This window comes from Leclercia sp. (assembly GCF_036780805.1).
GTDB lineage: Bacteria > Pseudomonadota > Gammaproteobacteria > Enterobacterales > Enterobacteriaceae > Enterobacter.
Genome location: NZ_DAIQCE010000001.1, coordinates 230,879 through 254,600 on the forward strand (window position 1 = coordinate 230,879; position 23,722 = coordinate 254,600).

General features: G+C 57.9%; 22 protein-coding genes. 14 read left to right on the forward strand and 8 right to left on the reverse strand.

Annotated features, from left to right (window positions below; translation table 11 throughout):
* Window position 1 precedes the first annotated feature (1 nt).
* Together V7Q49_RS00985 and V7Q49_RS00990 are read right to left on the reverse strand one after the other, a co-directional pair.
* Window positions 2-562 (reverse strand): DedA family protein, encoded by a 561-nt coding sequence (locus tag V7Q49_RS00985; RefSeq protein WP_333848865.1) that lies wholly within the window; start codon window positions 560-562, stop codon window positions 2-4.
* Between the two features lie 24 nt (window positions 563-586).
* The gene (locus V7Q49_RS00990) at window positions 587-853 is read right to left on the reverse strand and encodes a hypothetical protein (protein WP_333848866.1); all 267 of its coding nucleotides are present in this window, start codon (window positions 851-853) and stop codon (window positions 587-589) included.
* A gap of 150 nt (window positions 854-1,003) precedes the next feature.
* Between V7Q49_RS00990 and V7Q49_RS00995 the strand changes: the two genes are divergently transcribed.
* Both V7Q49_RS00995 and pbpG read left to right on the forward strand, forming a co-directional pair.
* On the forward strand, window positions 1,004-1,591 hold the full coding sequence (locus V7Q49_RS00995) for a Yip1 family protein (protein ID WP_333848867.1): 588 nt from the start codon (window positions 1,004-1,006) through the stop codon (window positions 1,589-1,591).
* Window positions 1,592-1,758: 167 nt separating this feature from the next.
* Complete coding sequence (pbpG, locus tag V7Q49_RS01000) at window positions 1,759-2,679, forward strand: D-alanyl-D-alanine endopeptidase (protein WP_333848868.1); 921 nt, start codon at window positions 1,759-1,761, stop codon at window positions 2,677-2,679.
* A 77-nt stretch (window positions 2,680-2,756) separates the two neighbouring features.
* Here pbpG and V7Q49_RS01005 read toward each other — a convergent pair whose 3' ends face one another.
* Together V7Q49_RS01005 and dld are read right to left on the reverse strand one after the other, a co-directional pair.
* On the reverse strand, window positions 2,757-3,311 hold the full coding sequence (locus V7Q49_RS01005; RefSeq protein ID WP_333848870.1) for a GNAT family N-acetyltransferase: 555 nt from the start codon (window positions 3,309-3,311) through the stop codon (window positions 2,757-2,759).
* Window positions 3,312-3,414: 103 nt separating this feature from the next.
* A complete protein-coding gene (gene dld, locus V7Q49_RS01010) occupies window positions 3,415-5,172 on the reverse strand; it encodes a D-lactate dehydrogenase (RefSeq protein ID WP_333848871.1) in 1,758 nt (585 codons plus the stop codon).
* 189 nt (window positions 5,173-5,361) lie between these two features.
* On the opposite strand from dld, the gene bglX reads away from it, so the two are divergent.
* From bglX to V7Q49_RS01035, 5 genes are all read left to right on the forward strand, one after another.
* On the forward strand, window positions 5,362-7,659 hold the full coding sequence (gene bglX / locus V7Q49_RS01015; protein WP_333848872.1) for a beta-glucosidase BglX: 2,298 nt from the start codon (window positions 5,362-5,364) through the stop codon (window positions 7,657-7,659).
* Between the two features lie 145 nt (window positions 7,660-7,804).
* Window positions 7,805-8,722 (forward strand): glycine betaine ABC transporter substrate-binding protein OsmF, encoded by a 918-nt coding sequence (gene osmF, locus V7Q49_RS01020; protein WP_333848873.1) that lies wholly within the window; start codon window positions 7,805-7,807, stop codon window positions 8,720-8,722.
* Window positions 8,723-8,738: 16 nt separating this feature from the next.
* Window positions 8,739-9,896, forward strand: a complete 1,158-nt coding sequence (locus V7Q49_RS01025; protein WP_333848874.1) for an ABC transporter permease — start codon at window positions 8,739-8,741, stop codon at window positions 9,894-9,896.
* Complete coding sequence (locus V7Q49_RS01030; RefSeq protein WP_333848875.1) at window positions 9,889-10,839, forward strand: ABC transporter ATP-binding protein; 951 nt, start codon at window positions 9,889-9,891, stop codon at window positions 10,837-10,839. The genes V7Q49_RS01025 and V7Q49_RS01030 overlap by 8 nt, the downstream gene beginning before the upstream one ends.
* The gene (locus V7Q49_RS01035) at window positions 10,823-11,560 is read left to right on the forward strand and encodes an ABC transporter permease (protein ID WP_333848876.1); all 738 of its coding nucleotides are present in this window, start codon (window positions 10,823-10,825) and stop codon (window positions 11,558-11,560) included. The genes V7Q49_RS01030 and V7Q49_RS01035 overlap by 17 nt, the downstream gene beginning before the upstream one ends.
* On the opposite strand, the gene V7Q49_RS01040 is transcribed toward V7Q49_RS01035, so the two are convergent.
* Window positions 11,535-11,648, reverse strand: coding sequence for a protein YohO (locus tag V7Q49_RS01040; protein ID WP_333848877.1), 114 nt, complete (start codon window positions 11,646-11,648; stop codon window positions 11,535-11,537). The two genes, V7Q49_RS01035 and V7Q49_RS01040, sit on opposite strands and share 26 nt — an antisense overlap.
* 59 nt (window positions 11,649-11,707) lie before the next feature.
* On the reverse strand, window positions 11,708-12,442 hold the full coding sequence (gene mlrA, locus V7Q49_RS01045; RefSeq protein ID WP_333848878.1) for an HTH-type transcriptional regulator MlrA: 735 nt from the start codon (window positions 12,440-12,442) through the stop codon (window positions 11,708-11,710).
* A gap of 217 nt (window positions 12,443-12,659) precedes the next feature.
* Here mlrA and V7Q49_RS01050 point away from each other — a divergent pair, with 217 nt between their 5' ends.
* Genes V7Q49_RS01050 through V7Q49_RS01060 form a run of 3 tightly spaced genes read left to right on the forward strand, consistent with a single transcriptional unit; the run spans window position 12,660 to window position 15,579 of the window.
* Entirely contained in the window at window positions 12,660-14,348 is a 1,689-nt protein-coding gene (locus V7Q49_RS01050; protein WP_333848879.1) for a sensor histidine kinase, read from the forward strand.
* A complete protein-coding gene (gene btsR / locus V7Q49_RS01055; RefSeq protein WP_333848880.1) occupies window positions 14,342-15,061 on the forward strand; it encodes a two-component system response regulator BtsR in 720 nt (239 codons plus the stop codon). The genes V7Q49_RS01050 and btsR overlap by 7 nt, the downstream gene beginning before the upstream one ends.
* A gap of 47 nt (window positions 15,062-15,108) precedes the next feature.
* Window positions 15,109-15,579: a DUF1456 family protein gene (locus V7Q49_RS01060; RefSeq protein ID WP_333848881.1), complete on the forward strand. Its 471-nt coding sequence runs from the start codon at window positions 15,109-15,111 to the stop codon at window positions 15,577-15,579.
* 107 nt (window positions 15,580-15,686) lie between these two features.
* Here the strand turns inward: V7Q49_RS01060 and metG are convergent, their stop codons facing one another.
* Window positions 15,687-17,720, reverse strand: a complete 2,034-nt coding sequence (metG, locus tag V7Q49_RS01065) for a methionine--tRNA ligase (protein ID WP_333848882.1) — start codon at window positions 17,718-17,720, stop codon at window positions 15,687-15,689.
* Between the two features lie 136 nt (window positions 17,721-17,856).
* Between metG and apbC the strand changes: the two genes are divergently transcribed.
* A complete protein-coding gene (gene apbC, locus V7Q49_RS01070; RefSeq protein ID WP_333848883.1) occupies window positions 17,857-18,966 on the forward strand; it encodes an iron-sulfur cluster carrier protein ApbC in 1,110 nt (369 codons plus the stop codon).
* 106 nt (window positions 18,967-19,072) lie between these two features.
* On the opposite strand, the gene V7Q49_RS01075 is transcribed toward apbC, so the two are convergent.
* Window positions 19,073-19,405, reverse strand: a complete 333-nt coding sequence (locus tag V7Q49_RS01075; protein ID WP_333848884.1) for an RcnB family protein — start codon at window positions 19,403-19,405, stop codon at window positions 19,073-19,075.
* A gap of 496 nt (window positions 19,406-19,901) precedes the next feature.
* On the opposite strand from V7Q49_RS01075, the gene V7Q49_RS01080 reads away from it, so the two are divergent.
* From V7Q49_RS01080 to V7Q49_RS01090, 3 genes are read left to right on the forward strand one after another with little or no spacing between them, the layout of a single operon-like run.
* Window positions 19,902-21,041: a polysaccharide export protein gene (locus V7Q49_RS01080; RefSeq protein WP_333848885.1), complete on the forward strand. Its 1,140-nt coding sequence runs from the start codon at window positions 19,902-19,904 to the stop codon at window positions 21,039-21,041.
* On the forward strand, window positions 21,041-21,505 hold the full coding sequence (locus V7Q49_RS01085) for an arsenate reductase/protein-tyrosine-phosphatase family protein (RefSeq protein ID WP_333848886.1): 465 nt from the start codon (window positions 21,041-21,043) through the stop codon (window positions 21,503-21,505). The genes V7Q49_RS01080 and V7Q49_RS01085 overlap by 1 nt, the downstream gene beginning before the upstream one ends.
* Window positions 21,487-23,685 carry a polysaccharide biosynthesis tyrosine autokinase gene (locus V7Q49_RS01090; RefSeq protein ID WP_333848888.1) on the forward strand — a complete coding sequence of 733 codons (2,199 nt, stop codon included), beginning with the start codon at window positions 21,487-21,489 and terminating at the stop codon, window positions 23,683-23,685. The genes V7Q49_RS01085 and V7Q49_RS01090 overlap by 19 nt, the downstream gene beginning before the upstream one ends.
* Window positions 23,686-23,722 lie beyond the last annotated feature (37 nt).

Sequence of the window (23,722 nt, forward strand, 5' to 3'; positions counted from 1 at the left end):
GTTAGCGGCGATCCCGGCGTTTCAGCCACCAGCGTACCGCGAGAACCAGCACCACCACCAGGATCAACCAGATCCAGTGGCGCAGGTGCTGGTTGAGCGTGTGCAGCCACGGCTCCAGCACTTGACCCCCGACGTAGCCTAAGGTGGTGAAGATCAGCGCCCAGGCAATAGCGCCGATAATGTTCAGCGGCAGGAAAATTTTCGGCGGCAGGCGACTGGCACCAATCAGCAGCGGGCCAATGATACGGAACCCGTACATAAAGCGGGTACCGATAACGAACAGGTAGGGGTGACGCTGGATCAGCTGTTGGGCGCGGTCGATTTTCTTCTGGTGACGCGAAAAACGTCTCAGGATCGTCGGACCAAACCGCACCCCCACCAGGTAGAGCAGCTGATCACCGATCATCCCGCCCAGCGCCACGGCGGCCACCACCAGCGGAAAACGTAATAATCCCTGATGCGCCGCCACGCCACCCAGCAGGGTGATGGTTTCGCCTTCCGCTATGCTGCCAACAACCAACGCGGCATAGCCATATTGTGCAATGAGAGTATTGATATCCATAGGTTAAGCGTAGCGCAGGATACGCTAGTTGCCGAACAGGTATCCCACGACCGCCATAATGACAATGAGCAGCCCACTAAAGATGGCACCTGTCGCCCAGGCGAAGGGGGCGATCTCTTCTTCTTTTTTGATATCGGCCAGACGGGCCAGCGCACGCTGGCTGTCTGCGGCAAGTACCTCTTCAAACTGCTTTTTATAGCCCTGGGCGAGCAACAGCGCGGCCCCCTGCACGTCAGCCTTCTCCAGCGCAGTGGTTTTATTTCCTTTTTTGAAAAAAACGAATTCCGGCATCAGAGACTCCTTCCTGTAAAACCCTGTTTAACAGGGATTAACATACCAGAACCCTGGCCCCTCAGCGGCAATTTTATACTGTACAAAAAATAATCTCAGGCCTGCATTATACTTGAGTTATCGCTAGCGGGCCGACAACAAGGGGGCGTTATGAACCATGTCTGGGGACTCTTTTCCCATCCCGATCGTGAAATGCACGTCATCAGAGGCGAAAACGAAACGGTCAGTCATCACTATACGCACCACGTATTGCTGATGGCCGCCGTGCCGGTCATTTGCGCGTTTATCGGTACCACGCAAATTGGCTGGGATTTTGACGACGGCAACATTGTGAAGCTCTCGTGGATGACCGGTCTGGCACTGGCCGTAGTGTTTTACGGACTGATGCTGGCAGGAGTGGCAGTGATGGGGCGGGTGATTTACTGGATGGCGCGCCGCTATCCACAGCGGCCCTCGCTGACACACTGCATGGTCTTTGCCGGTTACGTCGCGACGCCGCTGTTTCTGAGCGGGATTGTGGCGCTCTATCCGATAGTCTGGCTGTGCGCGCTGGTGGGGACCCTGGCGCTCTGTTACACCGGCTATCTGCTTTATATCGGCATTCCTACCTTCCTGAATATCAACAAAGAAGAGGGGCGCAGCTTCTCCGGTTCAACGCTCGCCATCGGCGTGCTGTTGCTGGAGGTTCTGCTCGCGCTGACAGTTATTCTTTGGGGTTATGGATACCGTCTCTTCTGACATCACTGCATTGCTGGCGTAATTGCCAGCAATGCAGCATCTGTTCATGATTAACTACTGGCAGCAAGGCATCCGGACGGCTATGATGCCTTAGCCAGCCCGCGTTCGCGCTATGATCCGGGCGGTGTACGTTATTACGTGCATGAATAATTATCAGAAATCTCACCATGCTGAAATTCCGCGTTTCATTACTGAGTCTTGCGCTGTTGCTGGCTGTGCCAGTGGCGACCCCGGCGATCGCCAAACCTGCGGCTGTGACTACGGCTGCACAGCCGGAGATCGCCTCCGGTAGCGCCATGATCGTCGATCTGAATACCAACAAAGTGATCTATTCCAGCCACCCGAATCTGGTGCGCCCGATCGCTTCGATTACCAAATTAATGACCGCGATGGTGGTGCTGGATGCACGACTGCCGCTGGATGAAAAACTGCGCGTCGACATCAGCCATACGCCGGAGATGAAAGGGATCTACTCCCGCGTGCGCCTGAACAGCGAAATCAGCCGCAAAAACATGCTGCTGCTGGCGCTGATGTCCTCGGAAAACCGTGCCGCGGCAAGCCTCGCGCACCACTATCCGGGCGGCTATGACGCGTTTATCCGCGCGATGAACGCGAAAGCGAAAGCATTGGGAATGGTCCAGACGCACTTTGTGGAGCCAACCGGCCTGTCGATTCATAACGTCTCGACGGCGCAGGATCTGACGAGACTGCTGATTGCCACTAAGCAGTACCCGCTGCTTGGCCAGCTCAGCACGACGCGCGAAGAGATGGCGACCTTCTCGAACCCGGCGTATACCCTGCCGTTTCGTAACACCAACCATCTGGTCTACCGCGATAACTGGAATATCCAGCTGACCAAAACCGGCTTTACCAACGCCGCGGGCCACTGTCTGGTGATGCGTACGGTGATTAATGGCAAGCCGGTCGCGCTGGTGGTGATGGATGCCTTCGGCAAATATACCCACTTTGCCGATGCCAGCCGTCTGCGTACCTGGATTGAAACCGGGAAGGCGCAGCCGGTACCGGCCGCGGCCCTGAGCTATAAAAAGCAGAAAGCCGCCCAGATGGCGACCGCGCAAAACGATTGAGTGGTCTGTCAATGCTGGGTGGCGCTACGCTTACCCGGCCTACATAACCCGTAGGCTCGTGCAAGCGTAGCGCCGCCTTAACCAGGCGGCGTCCAGTCACCGTCGTTGAGGGGGCGCTGCATAATCAGCGTATCGCGCCAGTCCCCTTTTTTGTATCCCACGCTTCTCAGCTGTCCCGCCACTTCGAATCCGTGCTTTTTATGCAGGCGTAGCGAACCGGCATTGTTTGGCCCATCCCCGACGATAGCGATCATCTGCCGCCACGGCCCCTCTTCGCTGCGGGCAATCAGGGCGCTCAGCAGCGCGCTGCCAAAGCCGCGTCCGGGCGTGCTGGCCTCAACGTAAATTGACTCTTCAATGGTGTAACGGTATCCGGGGCGTGAACGATAGTGGGTGGCGTAACAGTAGCCCACCACAATCCCCCGATAGAGCGCCACCAGCCACGGCAAACCCTGGCTGGTTACCGCGTTCATGCGCTGGCGCATTTCGTCTACGGTAGGGGGAACCTCTTCAAAGGAGGCGCGCCCGTTAAGAACGTGCCAGGCGTAGATGCCAGTAATGGCATGCGCATCCTCCGCCTCGGCATCGCGAATCTGAACGTCAGTTTCGGAGAAAGTTTCAACAGCCGACATAATATGTCCGCTCCTCATCAAAAAAAGCCAGAGAAACGATTCTCTGGCGACCCGTGGCTACTCTAGTACGAATTGTATGGGCTTAACAGCGGGCCCAATCCGGCTAACTGGTTTGATCAGTGGCTTGCAGGTCATTACTCACTGCTTCAGGTTCCCCTTTCCAGTTTTTCTGCTTGCTGGTTTTACCAATGCCCGGGTTCATGCTGTTTGTCGGGTCATTTGCACGATAAAACTGCTTTAATGCGGCCGGAGCTTCGTAAATGTGACCGACATTATGTTCCGCCGGGTATTGCGCCCCGCGCGCCTGTAATAACGTCAGCATCTGTGCCTTCAGGGCGTGGGCGTCGACCCCTTTTTTGACGATGTAATCCTGATGGAAGACGTAGCACATAAAGTGGCCGTAATAGAGCTTATGTACCAGCTGGCTGTCGATCTCCAGCGGCAGCGTCTCGAACCAGTCGGTATCGTTGCGGCGCAGGGCGATATCCAGCGCCAGAATGTCTTCCACCTCGTCGGCGTGTACCGCCTGATAGCGGATCGCGGCCCCGGCGGCGGCAAAGCGGTGTAAAAAGGCCTTGCTGCCCTCTTCAGGGGTACAGGCAAAGAAGTCGCCCTCGGCGTTTTTGAAGAATTCGCTCAGCCAGCTCTGCGCTTCGGCAATGCCGTCGCCCGCCATCTTCAGCAGCAGGTGGTGCTCGTACTTATCGCGCCAGCTTTTCATCCGCGGCGGCAGGTGCGCCGGGAAGGCGTTGCCCAGCTTTTGCATAAAACGGTCGGTAAAGTGCGGCTTAAACAGCGACACCTTCTCCAGCATCGCATCGGTGCGCCCCTTCATGGTGAAGAAGAAGGGCATCTTGTCAGTGCCGAGCTTGTCGATCATCAGGAAGGTATCTTTGCCGTAGCGTTCGGCAATGTCGTAAATATCCCGGTGCATATACTCACCGGCGACCGGCAGGTGGGCGAACTCTCCGAGAATGTGGCGACGAATAGTGGTCAGCACCTCAGGCTGGTTAGTGCCGATGTAAAACACCTGCTGGCGTTTCTCTGCCGGGAAGGTGTCGAGGCGCACGGCGAAAACCGCCAGCTTGCCCGCGCAGCCGGAGGATTCAAACAGGCGGTCCGGGTCGGCGTTATAGCGCGCCGGGGTGTCGGCGTCGATTTCGCGCACCCGGCTGATGTAGTCATGATCGTGGGCATGACGTCCGTCGTGCAGCACATCGCTGTCCTTGACGCGATCGTCATCCAGCTTGCTGAGGATCTGCTCTGGCGTAACGCCCAGATCGATCCCCAGGTGATTCACCAGGGTCAGCTTGCCCTGCTCATCAATGCGGGCGAACAGCGACATTTCGGTGTAGGCCGGGCCGCGCTGCACCAGCGAGCCGCCGGAGTTGTTGCAAATGCCGCCGATCACCGAGGCACCGATACAGGACGAGCCAATCACCGAGTGCGGCTCCCGGCCCAGCGGCTTCAGCGCCTTTTCCAGCGAATAGAGCGTGGTGCCCGGATAGGCCAGCACCTGCTCGCCCTTGTCCAGCAGATGCAGCTTGTCGAGGCGCAGGGTGCTGATGATCACAATGTCGCGGTCGTAATCGTTGCCGTTCGGCGTGGAACCTTCGGTCAGGCCGGTATTCGCCGCCTGCATCAGAATGATTTTGTCTGCCGCCACGCAGGCGCTCAGCACCCGCCACAGCTCCAGCAGGGTGCCAGGGAACACCACCGCCAGCGCGTCCCCTTGTCCGGAGCGAAAGCCCTTGCGGTAGCGGGCGGTTTTCGCGGCGTCGGTCAGCAGGTGCGCAGATCCCACCAGTCGCGTCAGTTCATTAATAAAGTCGGTGTTATTGTGCGGTTGTTCAAAAGACATCATCCACCCCTTGTGGTCAGTCGAATACGTCGTCCAAAATCATAGCGCGATTAATGTTTAAGCGAACCAGTATTCACCAGAAAAATCAGAGAATAAACCCTGCAAGGTTCACAGGGTTTATGGCACACTGCGCTTTTCGTACGGTCTGGCCGCGACTATCCGGCGGTTATTGATGAGAGAGTAAACGAGATGAAATGGCTTTGTTCTGTAGGGGTAGCTGTAAGTCTGGCGCTGCAACCCGCGCTGGCTGACGACCTGTTTGGCAATCATCCGCTGACGCCGGAAGCCCGTGACGCATTTGTCACCGATCTGCTCACAAAGATGTCGGTCGATGAGAAAATCGGCCAGCTGCGTCTGATCAGCGTCGGACCGGACAATCCGAAAGAAGCCATTCGCGAGATGATTAAAAACGGCCAGGTGGGGGCGATTTTTAATACCGTCACCCGCCAGGATATCCGCAAAATGCAGGACCAGGTGATGGAACTCAGCCACCTGAAAATCCCGTTATTCTTCGCCTATGACGTGGTGCACGGACAGCGTACCGTCTTCCCGATTAGCCTTGGCCTGGCCTCCTCCTTTAACCTCGACGCGGTGAAAACCGTCGGCCGCGTGTCGGCTTACGAAGCGGCGGACGACGGTCTGAACATGACCTGGGCACCAATGGTCGACGTCTCCCGCGATCCGCGCTGGGGCCGCGGCTCCGAAGGCTTCGGGGAAGATACTTATCTGACCGCAACCATGGGCAAAACCATGGTTGAAGCGATGCAGGGCAAAAGCCCGGCCGATCGCTACTCGGTGATGACCAGCGTCAAGCACTTCGCCGCCTATGGCGCAGTGGAGGGCGGGAAAGAGTACAACACCGTCGACATGAGCCCGCAGCGCCTGTTTAACGACTATATGCCGCCGTACAAAGCCGGGCTTGATGCCGGTAGCGGCGCGGTGATGGTGGCCCTGAACTCGCTGAACGGCACGCCTGCGACCTCGGATTCCTGGCTGTTGAAAGACGTGCTGCGCGACCAGTGGGGCTTTAAGGGCATCACCGTTTCCGACCACGGCGCGATTAAAGAGCTGATCAAGCACGGCTCGGCATCGGACCCGGAAGACGCGGTGCGGGTGGCGCTGAAGTCCGGCATCAACATGAGCATGAGCGACGAGTACTACAGCAAGTACCTGCCGGATCTGGTCAAGAGCGGCAAAGTCACCATGGCGGAGCTGGATGACGCCACGCGCCACGTCCTGAACGTGAAGTACGACATGGGGCTGTTTAACGATCCGTACAGCCATCTGGGGCCAAAAGATTCCGACCCGGTGGACACCAACGCCGAGAGCCGTTTACACCGTAAAGAAGCCCGCGACGTGGCGCGCGAAAGCCTGGTACTGCTGAAAAACCGTCTCGAAACGCTGCCGCTGGCGAAGTCCGGCACCGTGGCGGTGGTAGGGCCGCTGGCTGACAGCAAGCGCGACGTGATGGGCAGCTGGTCTGCGGCAGGCGTGGCCGATCAGTCCGTGACCGTGCTGACCGGCATTAAAGATGCGCTGGGCGACAAGGGCAAGGTGATTTACGCCAAAGGTGCCAACGTCACCAGCGACAACGACATCGTCACCTTCCTCAATCAGTATGAAGAGGCGGTGAAGGTCGATCCGCGACCGGCGCAGGAGATGATTGACGAGGCGGTTAACGCCGCGAAGCAGTCTGACGTCGTCGTTGCCGTGGTGGGTGAAGCCCAGGGCATGGCCCATGAGGCCTCCAGCCGTACCGATATCACCCTGCCGCAGAGCCAGAAGGCGCTGATTGCTGCGCTGAAAGCCACCGGCAAACCGCTGGTGCTGGTGCTGATGAACGGCCGTCCGCTGGCGCTGGTTGACGAGAATCAGCAGGCTGACGCGATCCTGGAAACCTGGTTCGCCGGTACCGAGGGCGGTAACGCCATCGCCGACGTGCTGTTTGGCGATTACAACCCGTCGGGCAAACTGCCGATGTCCTTCCCGCGCTCCGTCGGGCAGATCCCGGTGTACTACAGCCACCTCAACACCGGCCGTCCGTACAACGCGGATAAACCGAACAAGTACACCTCGCGCTATTTCGACGAAGCCAATGGTCCGCTCTATCCGTTTGGCTATGGCCTGAGCTACACCACCTTCACCGTTTCTGACGTGAAGATGTCTGCTCCGACGATGAAAGCGGACGGTAACGTCACCGCCAGCGTCGAGGTGACCAACAGCGGCAAACGCGAAGGGGATACGGTGATCCAGATGTACGTCCAGGATGTCACCGCCTCCATGAGCCGCCCGGTGAAACAGCTGCGTGGCTTCGAGAAGGTGCACCTGAAACCCGGCGAAACCAAAACCGTCAGCTTCCCGATTGACGTGGATGCGCTCAAGTTCTGGAATCAGCAGATGAAATACGCCGCTGAGCCAGGCAAATTCAACGTCTTTATCGGCGTCGATTCTGCCCGGGTGAACAGAGGCGAGTTCGAGCTGCTGTAACCTTCCTGCCTTTGCATCCCCCGTCTCGCGGGGGATGCGTCTTACCTTATGCTAAAAAGGCATTTTGACGGTTAATTCCGCCGTTTTAAGCTACGCTTTTCTCTCAAGCCTCTGAAAAAGGCAGCAAAAAAATGAGGATAGCGCTATGACGATTGCAAAGGGGATGTTGGGATCTACGGTGTTGCTGGCGGCGCTGAGTCTGCCGTTACAGGCGGCGGAGCCGGTAAAAGTCGGCTCTAAAATCGATACCGAAGGCGCGCTGCTCGGCAATATCATTTTGCAGGTGCTGGAAAGCCACGGCGTAAAAACCGTCAATAAAGTGCAGCTGGGCACCACCCCGGTCGTGCGCGGCGCGATTACCTCCGGCGAGCTGGATATCTACCCGGAATACACCGGCAACGGTGCTTTCTTCTTCAAAGACGAAAACGATCCGGCATGGAAAAATGCGCAAGCCGGGTATGACAAAGTCAAAAAACTCGATGCCGACCAGAACAAACTGATCTGGCTCACCCCGGCACCGGCCAACAATACCTGGACCATCGCGGTACGTAAGGACGTGGCGGAGAAAGGCAAACTCACCTCCCTTGACGATCTTAGCCGCTACCTGAAAGAGAAGGGCGATTTCAAACTCGCCGCCTCGGCGGAATTTATCGAGCGCCCGGATGCCCTGCCGGCGTTTGAAAAAGCCTATGACTTCAAGCTGGACCAGAGCCAGCTGCTGTCGCTTGCGGGCGGCGATACCGCAGTTACCATTAAAGCGGCAGCCCAGCAAACCTCGGGCGTGAATGCGGCGATGGCCTACGGCACCGACGGCCCGGTGGCGGCGCTGGGTCTGCAAACCCTGACCGATCCGAAAGGCGTTCAGCCAATCTATGCCCCGACGCCGGTGGTGCGCGAAGCGGTGCTGAAGGCTTACCCGGAGCTGGACGCCTGGTTGAAGCCGGTATTTGAAAGTCTGGACGAGAAAACCCTGCAACAGCTGAATGCCAGTATTGCGGTGGAGGGGCTGGATGCCAAAAAAGTGGCGGCAGATTACCTGAAGCAAAAGGGACTGGTGAAGTAGCCCCCAGGATAACGCTGTGCCGATAAAATGCCATAACCGCGTCCTGCTGCTGCTGGCGATTGTCGCCCTGGTCGCAGGCGCATTACCTTTCGTCAATTTCGCTCCTAACCGGCTGGTGTCCGGGGAGGGGCGCGCCCTCTGGCAGGTGTGGTCGTTTTCCCCTGTGCTGCTGCTGTTACCGCTGGGCCTGCTGCTGGGGTTAACCCTGGCTCGCGGACGCTGGGCGCTGGCAGCGACGCTGGTGGTCTGCGAACTGCTGTTCGCCGCGCTGGTCTGGAGCGCCGGGCTGGCGGCGTCCCACCTCGCCACCAGCGAAAGCCCGCTGGCGCGTACCGCCGTGGGCAGCGGCCTGTGGCTGTGGCTGGCGCTCTGTCTGCTGGCCTGTAGCGATGTCATTCGTCGGCTTAGCCCGCAGCCGCTCTGGCGCTGGGTGCTACAGGCGCAAATCTGGATCCTGCCGCTGGCGGTGTTGTTTAGCGGCGAGCTCAATTCTCTCTCCCTGCTGAAAGAGTATGCCAACCGCGAGGATGTCTTTGACGCGGCCCTCGCGCAGCATCTTACCCTGCTGCTGGGAACCCTGGTTCCGGCGCTGCTGGTCGGCGTGCCGCTGGGGATCCTCTGTTATCGCCGCCCGACGGCACAGGGGCCCGTGTTTGCGGTGCTCAACGTGATTCAGACCGTGCCGTCCGTGGCGCTGTTTGGCCTGCTGATTGCCCCGCTCGCCGGGCTGACCCGCGCCTGGCCGTGGCTGTCATCGCTGGGGATTGCCGGGACAGGCATGACCCCGGCGCTGATCGCCCTGGTGCTCTATGCCCTGTTGCCGCTGGCGCGCGGGGTGTTGGCGGGGCTCAGCCAGGTACCGGCCGAGGTGCTGGAGAGCGCCGACGCGATGGGGATGAATACCCGTCAACGCTTCTGGCAGATCCAGCTTCCGCTGGCGCTGCCGGTGCTGCTGCGCGGCCTGCGGGTGGTAGCGGTGCAGACGGTGGGGATGGCGGTGATTGCGGCCTTAATCGGTGCCGGAGGGTTCGGGGCGCTGGTGTTCCAGGGGCTGCTGAGCAGCGCCCTGGATCTGGTGCTGCTGGGGGTTATCCCCACCATCGTGCTGGCAGTGGTGGTGGATGCGCTCTTTGCCCTGTGGATCGCCCTGCTGCGAAGGAGAACCAATGATTGAATTCCATGATGTAAATAAAACCTTTGCCGGCGAACCTGCAGTCAGCGATCTCAATCTGACCTTTGCCGAAGGGGCATTCTCGGTGCTGATTGGCACGTCGGGGTCGGGTAAATCGACCACCCTGAAGATGATCAACCGGCTGGTGGAGCACGACAGCGGCCTGATCCGCTTTGCCGGAGAGGAGATCCGCAGCCTGCCGGTGCTGGAGCTGCGTCGGCGGATGGGCTACGCCATTCAGTCCATCGGGCTGTTTCCGCACTGGACGGTGGCGCGCAATATCGCCACCGTGCCACAGCTGCAAAAATGGCCGCAGCAAAAAATCAACGATCGGGTGGATGAGCTGATGGCGCTGCTGGGGCTGGAGCCGGTGCTGCGCGAGCGTTTCCCGCATCAGCTCTCCGGTGGGCAGCAGCAGCGGGTAGGGGTGGCGCGTGCGCTGGCCGCTAACCCGGAGGTGCTGCTGATGGATGAACCCTTTGGTGCCCTCGATCCGGTGACCCGCAGCGCGCTGCAGCTGGAGATGACCCGTATCCACCGCATTCTGGGCCGCACCATTATTCTGGTCACCCACGATATCGATGAGGCCCTGCGGCTGGCGGACCATCTGGTATTGATGGATCACGGCAGGGTGGTACAGCAGGGAGCGCCGTTGACGCTGCTGACCCAGCCCGCAAATGCCTTCGTGCGCGAGTTCTTTGGCCGCAGCGAGCTGGGCGTGCGCCTGCTGTCGCTGCGCACGGTGGGCGAGCTGATGCGCCGGGAGATTGCCGCCAGTGACGACACTCCGCTGCGGGCGTCCATGAGCCTGCGGGATGCGCTCTCGGCCTTTGTCAGCAGCGGGCGTGAAAGCCTGTCGGTGGTGGACGACCAGGATCGGCCCTGCGGTACGCTCTGGTTTCGCGATTTGCTCAATCAGGAGATGGCGCATGACGTGGTTACGTGACCCACTCCCGTGGCTGGTGGCGCTGTTTGTGGCGCTGTTGCTGGCGATGCCCTACAGCGCGCCGCTGTTCAGCGCGCTGTTTCCCGAGCTGCCGCGCCCGGTCTATCAGCAGGAGAGCTTTGTCAGCCTGACGCTGTCACACTTCTGGCTGGTGGGGATCTCAAGTTTGATTGCCATCGTGCTGGGGGCCGGTGCCGGGATTGCGGTCACGCGCCCGGCTGGCCGTGAGTTTCGCCCGCTGGTCGAGACCATCGCCGCGGTCGGGCAGACCTTCCCGCCGGTGGCGGTGCTGGCGATTGCGGTACCGGTCATGGGATTTGGACAGCAGCCCGCGATTATCGCGCTGATCCTCTACGGGGTACTGCCGATTTTGCAGGCGACGCTGGCAGGGCTGGCGTCAGTGCCTACAGCGGCCATCAGCGTGGCAGAAGGAATGGGGATGAGCGGCTGGCAGCGTCTGCGCAACGTTGAGCTGCCGCTCGCCGCGCCGGTGATGCTGGCCGGGATCCGCACCTCGGTGATTATCAATATCGGTACGGCGGCCATTGCCTCAACGGTGGGGGCCAATACGCTGGGGACGCCGATCATTATCGGCTTAAGCGGGTTTAATACGGCCTATATCATCCAGGGTGCGCTGCTGGTGGCGCTGGCGGCGATTGTGGTGGATCGTGCGTTTGAGCGGCTGGCGCAGAGCCTCAGCCGACACCGCCACGGACAATAAACGAATACCCTGCCAGCATCACGCCCCCAATACCGCTGACGGCCATGAGTAAGAACAGGGTGATAACCGCGACTTTGGTTGCCTTCATAATGTGCTCCTGATGTTAACAGAGCGATTATACGGTGAAGCGCGGCTGTTAATGAACCATTAATTGCCTTTCAGCGGGAACACGGGATAACCATGCGCCTGCCACTGGGTAAGCTGTTGCTCCTGCGCTGCCGTCGGGGATTCGCCGCACCAGACCAGCAGCGTCTGCCCGTCGAACAGCTCCGGGCGCAGCTGCACCAGCGAGTGCGCCAGCACGTCAACGCGCCAGCCCTGCTGCGCGGCAATCCACGCCTCCAGCCACAGCCGGGTTGTGTCCTGTACGTTCCAGCCAACCACCAGCGCATCCTTGCTGTTCTTCTTTCGCGCGGTGGCCAGACAGATGCAAATATAGTTGATCAGCACCCCGTCGAGCGCGCTCAGCAGCGCCTGCAGGGTGGGCTGCTGCGACTGCAGCCTTCGGCGTAACGGAATGAACAGGTGCGAAATTAAGGTTTGCGCAGGGTATTCGCTGCCGCGCTCCTTGAGCCACACGCGCAGGCGATGCAGATGGCCGGACTGCAGATAACGCAGTAGCACCTCCTGCTGTTCGCGCCAGATGTCCTGCTGCTCCTGACCCTCCGGGCTCAGTAGCGTTTTGACCTTGCCGACCTGAACGCCGTTATCGATCCAGCCCTTGATCTCACGGATGCGGTCGATATCCGCATCGGTAAACAGCCGGTGTCCGCCGTCGGTTCGCTGTGGTTTAAGTAATCCGTAACGTCGTTGCCATGCGCGTAACGTCACAGGATTGATATCACACAGGAGTGCCACTTCCCCAATCGTGTAGAGCGCCATGTTATCCCCCGGCTTGCACATACCCAGATTAACTGTAGACGGAGAATGGCGAACCAGGAAGGATCCCTCTTTTTTTGGACTATTTACGTGAATTTAAGATTACGTTGAATAAAAGGTGTGATGCCTGGCACGAAAACACATTTTTATCCTCATGCTGCCAGGAAAGTTAATGCGCTTCGGTGTATGTTACGCGGTTTTACCGTTGTGGTTTGTGGGCATGTACGAATTTAATCTGGTGTTGCTGCTGCTTCAGCAGATGTGTGTATTTCTGGTCATCGCATGGCTGATGAGCAAAACGCGCCTGTTCATTCCCCTGATGCAGGTCACCGTTCGCCTGCCGCACAAGCTGCTCTGCTACGTCACCTTCTCCATTTTCTGCATTCTCGGCACCTATCTCGGCCTGCATATTGAAGACTCCATCGCCAACACCCGGGCGATTGGCGCGGTGATGGGCGGCCTGCTCGGCGGCCCGGTGGTCGGCGGGCTGGTGGGCCTGACCGGGGGGCTGCACCGCTACTCAATGGGCGGAATGACGGCGCTGAGCTGTATGATCTCGACTATCGTCGAAGGGCTGCTGGGGGGCCTGATCCACAGCGTGATGGTCCGGCGCGGTCGCCCGGATAAAGTTTTCAGCCCGCTGACCGCGGGCATGGTCACCCTGGTTGCCGAGCTGGTGCAGATGCTGATCATTTTGCTGATTGCCCGCCCGTTCGAGGATGCCCTGCATCTGGTCAGCAGCATTGCCGCCCCGATGATGGTCACCAACACCCTGGGTGCTGCGCTGTTCATGCGCATTCTGCTCGACAAGCGGGCAATGTTTGAAAAATACACTTCCGCTTTTTCGGCGACGGCGCTAAAAGTGGCGGCCTCGACGGAGGGGATCCTGCGTCAGGGCTTTAACGAAGAGAACAGCATGAAGGTGGCCCTGGTGCTGCATCAGGAGCTGGATATCAGCGCTGTTGCCATCACCGATCGCGAAAAGCTGCTGGCCTTTACCGGCACCGGCGACGATCACCACCTGCCCGGCAGACCGATTTCGTCCACTTATACGCTTCGCGCCATTGAGACCGGTGAGGTAGTCTACGCCGACGGGAATGAAGTGCCGTACCGCTGCTCGCTGCATCCGCAGTGCAAGCTGGGCTCGACGCTGGTGATCCCGCTGCGTGGCGAAAATCAGCGGGTGATGGGCACCATCAAACTGTACGAAGCGAAAAACCGCCTGTTCAGCTCCATCAACCGTACCCTCGGGGAGGGGATTGCCCAGCTGCTCTCGGCGCAGATCCTCGCCGGGCAGTACGAGCGGCAGAAGGCGCTGCTGACCCAGTCGGAGATCAAGCTGCTGCATGCGCAGGTCAACCCGCATTTTCTGTTTAACGCCCTGAACACCCTGAAAGCGGTGATCCGCCGTGACAGCGAGCAGGCGACGCAGCTGGTGCAGTTTCTCTCGACCTTTTTCCGTAAGAACCTGAAACGGCCTTCGGAAATCGTCACCCTGGCCGATGAGATTGAGCATGTGAACGCCTATCTGCAAATTGAGCAGGCCCGGTTCCAGTCACGCCTGCAGGTGACGCTCTCGGTGCCTGACGAACTGGCCTGGCAGCAGCTGCCGGCCTTTACCCTGCAGCCGATCGTGGAGAATGCGATTAAGCACGGCACTTCGCAGCTGCTGGGCACCGGACAGATCGCCATCACCGCCAGCCGCTTTAACCGCTATCTGGTGCTGGATATTGAAGACAACGCCGGGCTCTATACCTCTGCCAAAGAGGGCGGCGGCCTGGGGATGGGGCTGGTGGATAAACGCCTGCGCGCCCATTTTGGTGAGGATTGCGGCATCACCGTCGTCTGCGAGCCCGACTGCTTTACCCGCATAACCTTAAGACTGCCTCTGGAGGAACACGCATGTTAAACGTGCTGATTGTCGACGATGAGCCTTTGGCGCGGGAAAACCTGCGGTATTTGCTGCAGGAACAGAGCGATATCGAGATTGTGGGCGAGTGCGCTAACGCCATCGAAGCCATCGGCGCGGTGCATAAGCTGCGCCCCGACGTGCTGTTTCTGGATATCCAGATGCCGCGCATCAGCGGCCTGGAGATGGTGGGGATGCTCGACCCGGAACATCGGCCCTACATCGTGTTTCTTACCGCCTTTGACGAATACGCCGTCAAGGCCTTTGAAGAGCACGCCTTTGACTATCTGCTGAAACCCATCGAAGAGCAGCGGCTGGAAAAGACCCTCAATCGCCTGCGCCAGGAGCGCAACGTGCAGGATGTGTCCCTGCTGGCGGAACATCAGCAGCCGCTGAAGTTTATCCCCTGTACCGGCCACAGCCGCATTTATCTGCTGCAGATGGACGACGTGGCCTTTGTCAGCAGCCGGATGAGCGGGGTATTTGTCACCAGCGGAGAAGGCAAAGAGGGCTTTACCGAGCTAACCCTGCGCACCCTGGAGAGCCGCACGCCGCTGCTGCGCTGTCATCGTCAGTATCTGGTGAATATGGCGCACCTGAAGGAGATCCGCCTGGAGGAGAACGGGCAGGCGGAGCTGGTGCTGCGGGCCGGGCAGACGGTGCCGGTCAGCCGTCGCTACCTGAAGAGTTTGAAGGAGGCGATAGGGCTGTAAAACTGCTACACTGCGCGCCATAGCATCATCGACAGTGAAAGGCACACATGATTAGCAACGATATTCTTCGTAGCCTGCGCTACACCCTGAAAGCAAACAACAACGACATGGTGCGCATTCTTGCGCTTGCCGAGATGGAAGCCACGTCTGCCGGTTTCGATACCTGGATGACCAAAGAAGATGAAGAGGGGTTTGTTCGCTGCCCGGACATCATCCTGTCAGGCTTCCTGAACGGTCTTATCTATGACAAGCGCGGCAAAGATGAGTCCGCGCCTGAGCTGGCGCTGGAGCGTCGGGTCAATAACAACACGGTGTTGAAAAAGCTGCGCATCGCGTTCTCGCTGAAAACGGACGATATTGTGGCGATTATGACGGAGCAGAAATACCGCGTATCCGTGCCGGAAGTGACCGCCATGATGCGCGCACCGGACCACAAAAACTACCGCGAGTGCGGGGACCAGTTCCTGCGTAACTTCCTGCGTGGTTTAACCCACCGGGTGCATCACCCGAAAGCGTAAATGCGGCATGGGTGCGGCCTGATGCCCTCACCCCGACCCTCTCGCACAGGGAGAGGGAGAAAACAAAATGCCATAAAAAAAGCCGGAGATTATCTCCGGCTTTTTTGTTATTTCACCTGCTGACCCGGCTTCGCGCCTTCGTCAGGGCTTAACAGGAAGATATCTTTCCCGCCAGGGCCTGCTGCCATCACCATCCCCTCAGAGATGCCGAAGCGCATTTTGCGCGGTGCCAGGTTGGCAACCATCACCGTCTGACGACCAATCAGCACCTGCGGATCCGGGTACGCGGAACGGATACCGGAGAAGACGTTGCGCTTCTCGCCGCCCAGATCCAGCGTCAGGCGCAGCAGTTTGTCAGAGCCTTCGACGAATTCCGCGTTCTCGATCAGCGCCACGCGCAGGTCAACTTTCGCGAAATCATCAAAAGTGATGGTCTCCTGAATCGGATCGTCCGCCAGCGGGCCGGTTACCGGTGCGGCTGCGGCTTTCACCTCTTCTTTAGAAGCGTCAACCAGAGCTTCTACCTGCTTCATCTCGATGCGGTTGTACAGCGCCTTGAAGGCGTTCAGCTTATGGCCGAGCAGCGGCTGGTTAATGCTGTCCCAGCTCAGTTCGGTGTTCAGGAACGCTTCGGTACGCGCGGCCAGCTGCGGCAGAACCGGCTTCAGATAAGACATCAGCACGCGGAACAGGTTGATACCCATGGAGCAGATTGCCTGCAGGTCGGCGTCGCGGCCTTCCTGTTTTGCCACAACCCACGGGGCCTGCTCGTCAACGTAGCGGTTAGCCAGATCGGCGAGGGCCATGATCTCACGTACCGCTTTGCCGAATTCGCGGCTTTCCCAGGCTTCACCAATCACGGCAGCCGCGTCGGTGAAGGTTTTGTACAGCGCTGGATCCGCCAGTTCAGCCGCCATTACGCCGTCAAAACGTTTGGCGATAAAGCCGGCATTACGGGAGGCCAGGTTCACCACTTTGTTGACGATGTCGGCGTTCACGCGCTGGACGAAATCTTCGAGGTTCAGGTCGATGTCGTCGATACGGGAAGAGAGCTTCGCCGCGTAGTAGTAGCGCAGACTGTCGGCGTCAAAGTGGTTCAGCCAGGTGCTGGCTTTAATGAAGGTGCCGCGGGATTTGGACATCTTCGCGCCGTTCACCGTCACATAACCGTGAACGAACAGGTTGGTAGGCTTGCGGAAGCCGCTGCCTTCCAGCATGGCTGGCCAGAACAGGCTGTGGAAATAGACGATGTCTTTACCGATGAAGTGATACAGCTCGGCGTCGGAATCTTTTTTCCAGTATTCCTCGAAGCTGGTGGTGTCGCCGCGCTTGTCGCACAGGTTCTTGAAGGAACCCATGTAGCCGATTGGCGCGTCCAGCCAGACGTAGAAGTATTTGCCCGGTGCGTTCGGGATTTCGAAGCCAAAGTACGGCGCATCGCGGGAGATATCCCACTGCTGCAGGCCGGATTCGAACCACTCCTGCATCTTGTTCGCTACCTGCTCCTGCAGCGCGCCGCTGCGGGTCCACGCCTGCAGCATTTCGCTGAACGACGGCAGGTCGAAGAAGAAGTGCTCGGAATTACGCATCACAGGGGTAGCGCCGGATACCACGGATTTCGGCTCGATCAGCTCGGTCGGGCTGTAGGTCGCGCCGCACACTTCGCAGTTATCGCCGTACTGGTCCGGGGATTTACATTTCGGGCAGGTGCCTTTCACAAAACGGTCCGGCAGGAACATGCCTTTTTCCGGATCGTAGAGCTGAGAGATGGTGCGGTTTTTAATAAAACCGTTCTCTTTCAGGCGGGTGTAGATCAGCTCCGACAGCTCGCGGTTCTCGTCGCTGTGCGTGGAGTGATAGTTGTCGTAGCTGATGTCGAAGCCAGCAAAGTCCGTCTGATGCTCCTGACTCATATCAGCAATCATCTGCTCCGGGCTGATACCGAGCTGCTGTGCTTTCAGCATAATCGGGGTGCCGTGTGCGTCGTCTGCACAGATGAAGTTTACCTGATGGCCGCGCATTCGCTGGTAACGGACCCAGACATCAGCCTGGATATGCTCCAGCATGTGGCCGAGGTGGATTGAGCCGTTAGCGTACGGCAGAGCGCACGTCACCAGAATTTTTTTCGCGACTTGAGTCATAGTGGACATTACTTCTTTTGTAGTGAAAAGGGTTTTGATAGTACCAAAAGGGGCATTATTAAGTAAGCACAAACCATGGCCTTTCAGGTAAACTTGTTCAACAAAGCTCTTATCCACAATAACAAAAGGAGTCGGGATGAGTTCTCAATCCCAGGCCAAATCACCGGAAGCCTTGCGCGCAATGGTCGCCGGGACGCTGGCTAATTTTCAGCACCCCACCCTGAAGCATAATCTCACTGCTCTCAAGGCGTTGCATCACGTGGCGTGGCTGGATGATACCCTGCATGTTGAGCTGCAGATGCCGTTCGTCTGGAACCATGCGTTTGAGACGCTGAAAGAGGAAACCAGCGCTGAGCTGCTGCGCATCACCGGGGCAAAGGCGATTGACTGGAAGTTGTCCCACGCCATCGCCACCCTGAAGCGGGTGAAAAACCAACCGGGCATCAACGGCGTGAAGAACATTATCGCCATCAGCTCCGGTAAGGGTGGGGTGGGCAAATCCTCCACCGCCGTGAATCTGGCGCTGGCGCTGGCCGCCGAAGGGGCGAAGGTCGGTATTCTGGATGCCGATATCTATGGTCCGTCGATCCCGAACATGCTGGGCGCGGAAAATCAGCGTCCGACCTCGCCGGATGGCACCCATATGGCGCCAATTATGGCATACGGTCTGGCGACCAACTCCATTGGCTATCTGGTGACCGACGACAACGCCATGGTGTGGCGCGGGCCGATGGCCAGCAAAGCGCTGTTGCAGATGTTGCAGGAGACGATGTGGCCGGATCTCGATTATCTGGTGCTGGATATGCCGCCGGGTACCGGTGACATTCAGCTGACGCTGGCGCAGAACATCCCGGTTACCGGGGCGGTGGTGGTCACTACACCGCAGGACATCGCGCTGATCGACGCCAAAAAAGGCATCGTAATGTTCGAGAAGGTAGAAGTGCCGGTGCTGGGCGTGGTCGAAAACATGAGCATGCACATTTGCAGCAACTGTGGTCACCATGAAGCGATCTTTGGCACAGGCGGGGCAGAGAAGCTGGCGGCGCAGTATCACACCCAGCTGCTGGGCCAGATGCCGCTGCACATTACGCTGCGTGAAGATCTCGACAGCGGGAAGCCGACCGTGGTTAACCGTCCTGAAAGTGAGTTTGCTGAGATGTACCGCCAGCTGGCGGATCGCGTTGCGGCACAACTATACTGGCAGGGAGAAGTGATCCCGGGCGATATCGCATTCCGCGCGGTATAACATTTGGGTGCGGCCTGATGCCCTCACCCCGGCCCTCTCCCACGGGAGAGGGTGCAAATACAAAAAACGGTCACCTCAGGGCGACCGTTTTGCGTTTACCTTGCGATTAACGGTGGTAGAAGATATCGCCGTTATACGCTTTATAGATCTTGCCGTCAGTATCCCCGACCAACACGTAGTTCTCACCCATATAGGTCCAGTGCGTGCCAGCCTGCGGTTCAGGCAGGTTGCGCAGCTTATACTGCTTAATGGTGTACTCAGGTGTCAGGTACTGCGCAGGGGCGAAATCACCAATCTTGAATTTCGTAAAATCGGCTACAAACTCCTGTTCCTCATAGGCCTGGATGCCAGAGGGTGCCGCTACGGCTTGCGGTGCAGCAAAGGCCGCGCTCGCCAGTGACATCAGTACGCCCAGAAGTAGAATTTTACCTTTAGTCATTTTTTCTCCAGATTAACCGTGGCCATTACTCGTGGTCTGCTGATCCGTGACCGAGCAACAGAAACCCTATTTTATGTTTTGCCGGCTGGCTGAGTGGGTAAAAAATGTAACAAATCAACACATCCCTGCACAGACCGAATCGGCTTTAATTATTTCCATCATGAATATATCGTTATTTAAACGTTATATTAATTATAGTTCTTTTTATAAAATCCGAAAACATTCCTTACTGCCAATATAGCCGTGTCCGGACTGTATTATTTCTTTCCTGGAATGATTATGATAACGCCTAATTTATTGGTGCTGTTTTTTCTTTCTCTGGCGAAAGAAATTGCCAGACAATCCCCAGCCCGACTGGTGCGTTTCTTTTATCAGGCTGTTTTACTGTAACTGTATAATAGTAATAAATATTTTTAATATTTATTCGTGTCGATATTATTGCGAGTTAGCAGGAATTAATGGGCTATTAACCTATTTCGTAGAGTATTATTAATTAATGACAATTCCACTCCGCGCCGGCGTGGGTTTTTTTGCTGCCTTGTTATTAGCAGGCTGTACGATTACGCCCGGCCAACATATAAATACTTCCGGAAAAAATAACGTGGCTGTTGCCGACAATCCGCTTGATTTGGATAAGAAAGTGGACGTCTGGCCGTTAACCCCCTCCATCATTGAACAGCTGCGGGGCGAGCGGGAGAAATCTCAAGCAAATCCGAATCTGGACGAGGAATTAAAGAACTGGGAATACCGGATTGGTCCAGGGGATGTACTGATGATCACCGTCTGGGATCACCCGGAACTCACCACTCCAGCCGGGCAGTACCGCAGCGCCAGCGACACTGGCAACTGGGTGGGTGCCGATGGCACGCTCTTTTATCCCTATGTGGGAAAACTCCAGGTTGCGGGTAAAACGCTCGCCCAGGTGCGCGAAGAGGTCACCGCCCGGCTGGACAGGGTGATTGAAAGCCCGCAGGTTGACGTCAGTATCGCAGCGTTTCGTTCGCAGAAAGCCTATGTCACTGGCGAAGTGGTCAAATCCGGCCAACAGCCAATTACCAATATTCCGCTGACCATCATGGACGCCATCAACGCGGCAGGCGGTCTGTCGAAAGATGCCGACTGGCGCAACGTGGTGCTCACCCATGACGGCAAAGATACGCGGATTTCGCTCTATGCCCTGATGCAGCATGGCGATCTGACGCAGAACCGGCTGCTGTGGCCGGGCGACATTCTGTTTATTCCGCGCAATGACGCCCTGAAAGTCTTTGTCATGGGGGAAGTGGTGAAACAGAGCACCCTCAAAATGGATCGCAGCGGCATGACGCTGGCGGAAGCGTTAGCCAGCGCTGGCGGCCTGAATCAGAGCATGGCCGATGCGACCGGCATCTTCGTGATCCGCTCTACCTCCGGCAACAACCAGGACGGCAAAATTGCGCGTATCTGGCAGCTGAATGCCCGCGACGCGTCTGCCATGGTGCTTGGCACAGAGTTTCAGCTCCAGCCCTACGATATCGTCTACGTGACGACCGCGGCGGTCTCTCGCTGGAACCGGGTACTGACGCAACTGGTGCCGACCATCACCGGTGTACATGATCTGACGGAAACCGTGCGCTTTATTAAGTCGTGGCCTGAATAATGATCCAATCCATTCTGGTGATATGTACTGGAAATATTTGCCGTTCACCGCTCGGAGAACGGCTCTTACAGCAGCAGTTACCCACATTGTCCATCGCCTCCGCGGGCCTCTGTGGCCTGGCCGGTCGTAGGGCGGATCCTCAGGCCCAGCAAATCGCGGCGATGCACGGTTTGTCGCTGGCAGATCACGTTGCCCGGCCGCTGACGGCGGCAATGATGCGGGAATACGATCTGCTCCTTGCCATGGAGTCAGGGCAGATTAACCGGATCTCACTCATCGCACCCGAGGTACGCGGCAAAGCCTTGTTGTTTGGACAATGGCTGAAAGAACAGGAAATCCCCGACCCGTACGGTAAAAGCATGGAAGCTTTTGAATATGTTTTTCGCCTGCTTGGCGAAGCAAGTCAGGAATGGACCAACCGACTTACAGTTAAGGGATTACGGACATGCCGTCGAAAAGCATAAATGCACAACATTCTGAAGTTGATAACCAGGCGCTGGATCTGGCGCGACTTCTGGGAGAATTAATTGATCATCGCGTGTGTATTCTTAGCATCACGTTATTTTTTGCGCTCTGCGGGACGTTGTATGCGTTATTTGCATCACCGGTCTATGTCGCTGATGCCATGGTGCAGATTGAAAATAAGCAGCAGAACGCCATTCTCAAAACTTTGAACCAGCTGACGCCTGAGCTGCCGTCGGGTTCCGGCGCGGAAATCCAGCTCCTGAAATCGCGGATGATCCTTGGTGAAACCGTGGAGGCATTGCACTTACGCGATGAGATAACTCAGGTTCGCCTGCCCTTTATCGGCAAGGGGCTGGCGAAGCTTACCGGGCAACCCGCCGCCACGCTGATCCTCGACAATCTGGTCCTTCCCACCACGCAGGGCACAGCGCTGGCTCTGACCCTTACCGCTGAAGAGAACGGACACTACCTGCTGGAAGGGGAGGGGTATAGCGCGCGCGGAACCGTCGGCACACCGTTACAGCACGGTGGGATGACGATTGCCGTACGCGAATTGTCGGCGCTGCCGGGCACACGCTTCAGGGTGCGTCAGCTCGCGCAACTGGACGCGATAAACGCCCTGAGTCGCCAGTTTAACGTTACGGAACAGGGTAAAGAGAGCGGGATCCTCTCGCTGAGCCTGACAGGCCAGGATCCCGTGCGCATCGCCACCGTGCTGAATCACATTGCACAGAGCTATCTGCAACAGAACGTCGCCCGACAGGCTGCGCAGGACTCACAGAGCCTCAACTTCCTGCAGCGCCAGATGCCACAGGTGCGCAGCGAGCTGGAGCAGGCAGAAGAGCGTCTGAACAGCTACCGTAAGCAGCGCGATTCGGTGGATTTAACTCTGGAAGCGAAGTCGGTGCTGGAGCAGATCGTCAATGTCGATAATCAGCTGAATGAGCTGACCTTCCGCGAAGCCGAGATCTCCCAGCACTTTAAAAAAGACCATCCGACCTATCGGGCGCTGCGTGAAAAACGTCAGACGTTAGAGAGCGAGCGGGAGCGGCTGAATAAACGGGTGGGAACGATGCCGTCCACCCAGCAGGAGATCCTGCGTCTCAGCCGCGATGTCGATTCTGGCCGGGCGATTTACCTTCAGCTACTTACCCGGCAGCAGGAGCTGAACATCTCCCGATCCAGCACCATCGGCAACGTGCGCATTATCGATTCGGCGGTGACGCAGCCTGCGCCCGTCAAGCCGCGCAAGGCGCTGATCCTGGCCATGTCGGTCCTGTTGGGCTTCTTCGTTTCGACAGGCGGTGTGCTGGTAAGATCGGCACTTCGACGCGGCATCACTGCGCCGGAACAGCTGGAGAGCGAAGGGATTAGCGTCTATGCCACCTTGCCCCATTCGCAATGGCTGCACGGTAAAACCCGGGTGGGGAACCGCTATTTCTTCCACTACTGCAAACGGCATAAAATCACCGACGTGCCCTTTTTACCGATAGACAGGCCGTTGGATAATTTTGTCGAAGCGGTGCGCGGGTTACGTACCAGCCTGCACTTCGCCATGATGGATGCCGAAAACAATATTCTGATGTTCAGCGGCCCGGCCCAGGACTGCGGTAAAACGCTGGTCAGCACCTCGCTGGCGGCGCTGATGGCCCAGGTCGATCAGCGGGTGCTGTTTATTGATGCTGATATGCGTAAAGGCTACGTGCACAATATTTTTGGCCTGCCCAACGACGCCGGTCTGTCGGACGTGCTGTCCGGGAAAGTCTCTTTCCCTGAGGCGGTTCAGACTTACGCCAGCGGCCGGTTTGATGTGTTGACCTGCGGTCAGTGCCCGCCTAATCCGTCGGAGCTTTTAATGCATGACCGTTTTCGTGCGTTTATGACCTGGGCCAGCGAGCAGTACGACATAGTGATTGTCGATACTCCGCCCGTTCTGGCGGTCACGGATGCCGCACTGGTGGGCCGGATTGCGGCTTCTACGCTGCTGGTGGCACGGTTTAACGTTACCAGCGTCCGCGAGATGGCAGTCAGCCAGCGTCGTTTGCAGCAGATGGGGGTCAACATTAAAGGGGCAATTCTGAACGACGTCGTGAAATCGGCGGCCAGCTATTACGCTTCCGGTTACGATGCTTATGGCTATTCCGCTGCGCAGAGCGCAAACGCGAAGAAGAAAAAATAATGGGAATAAAGACCCGGCAGCGAACGCTGCCGGGTTG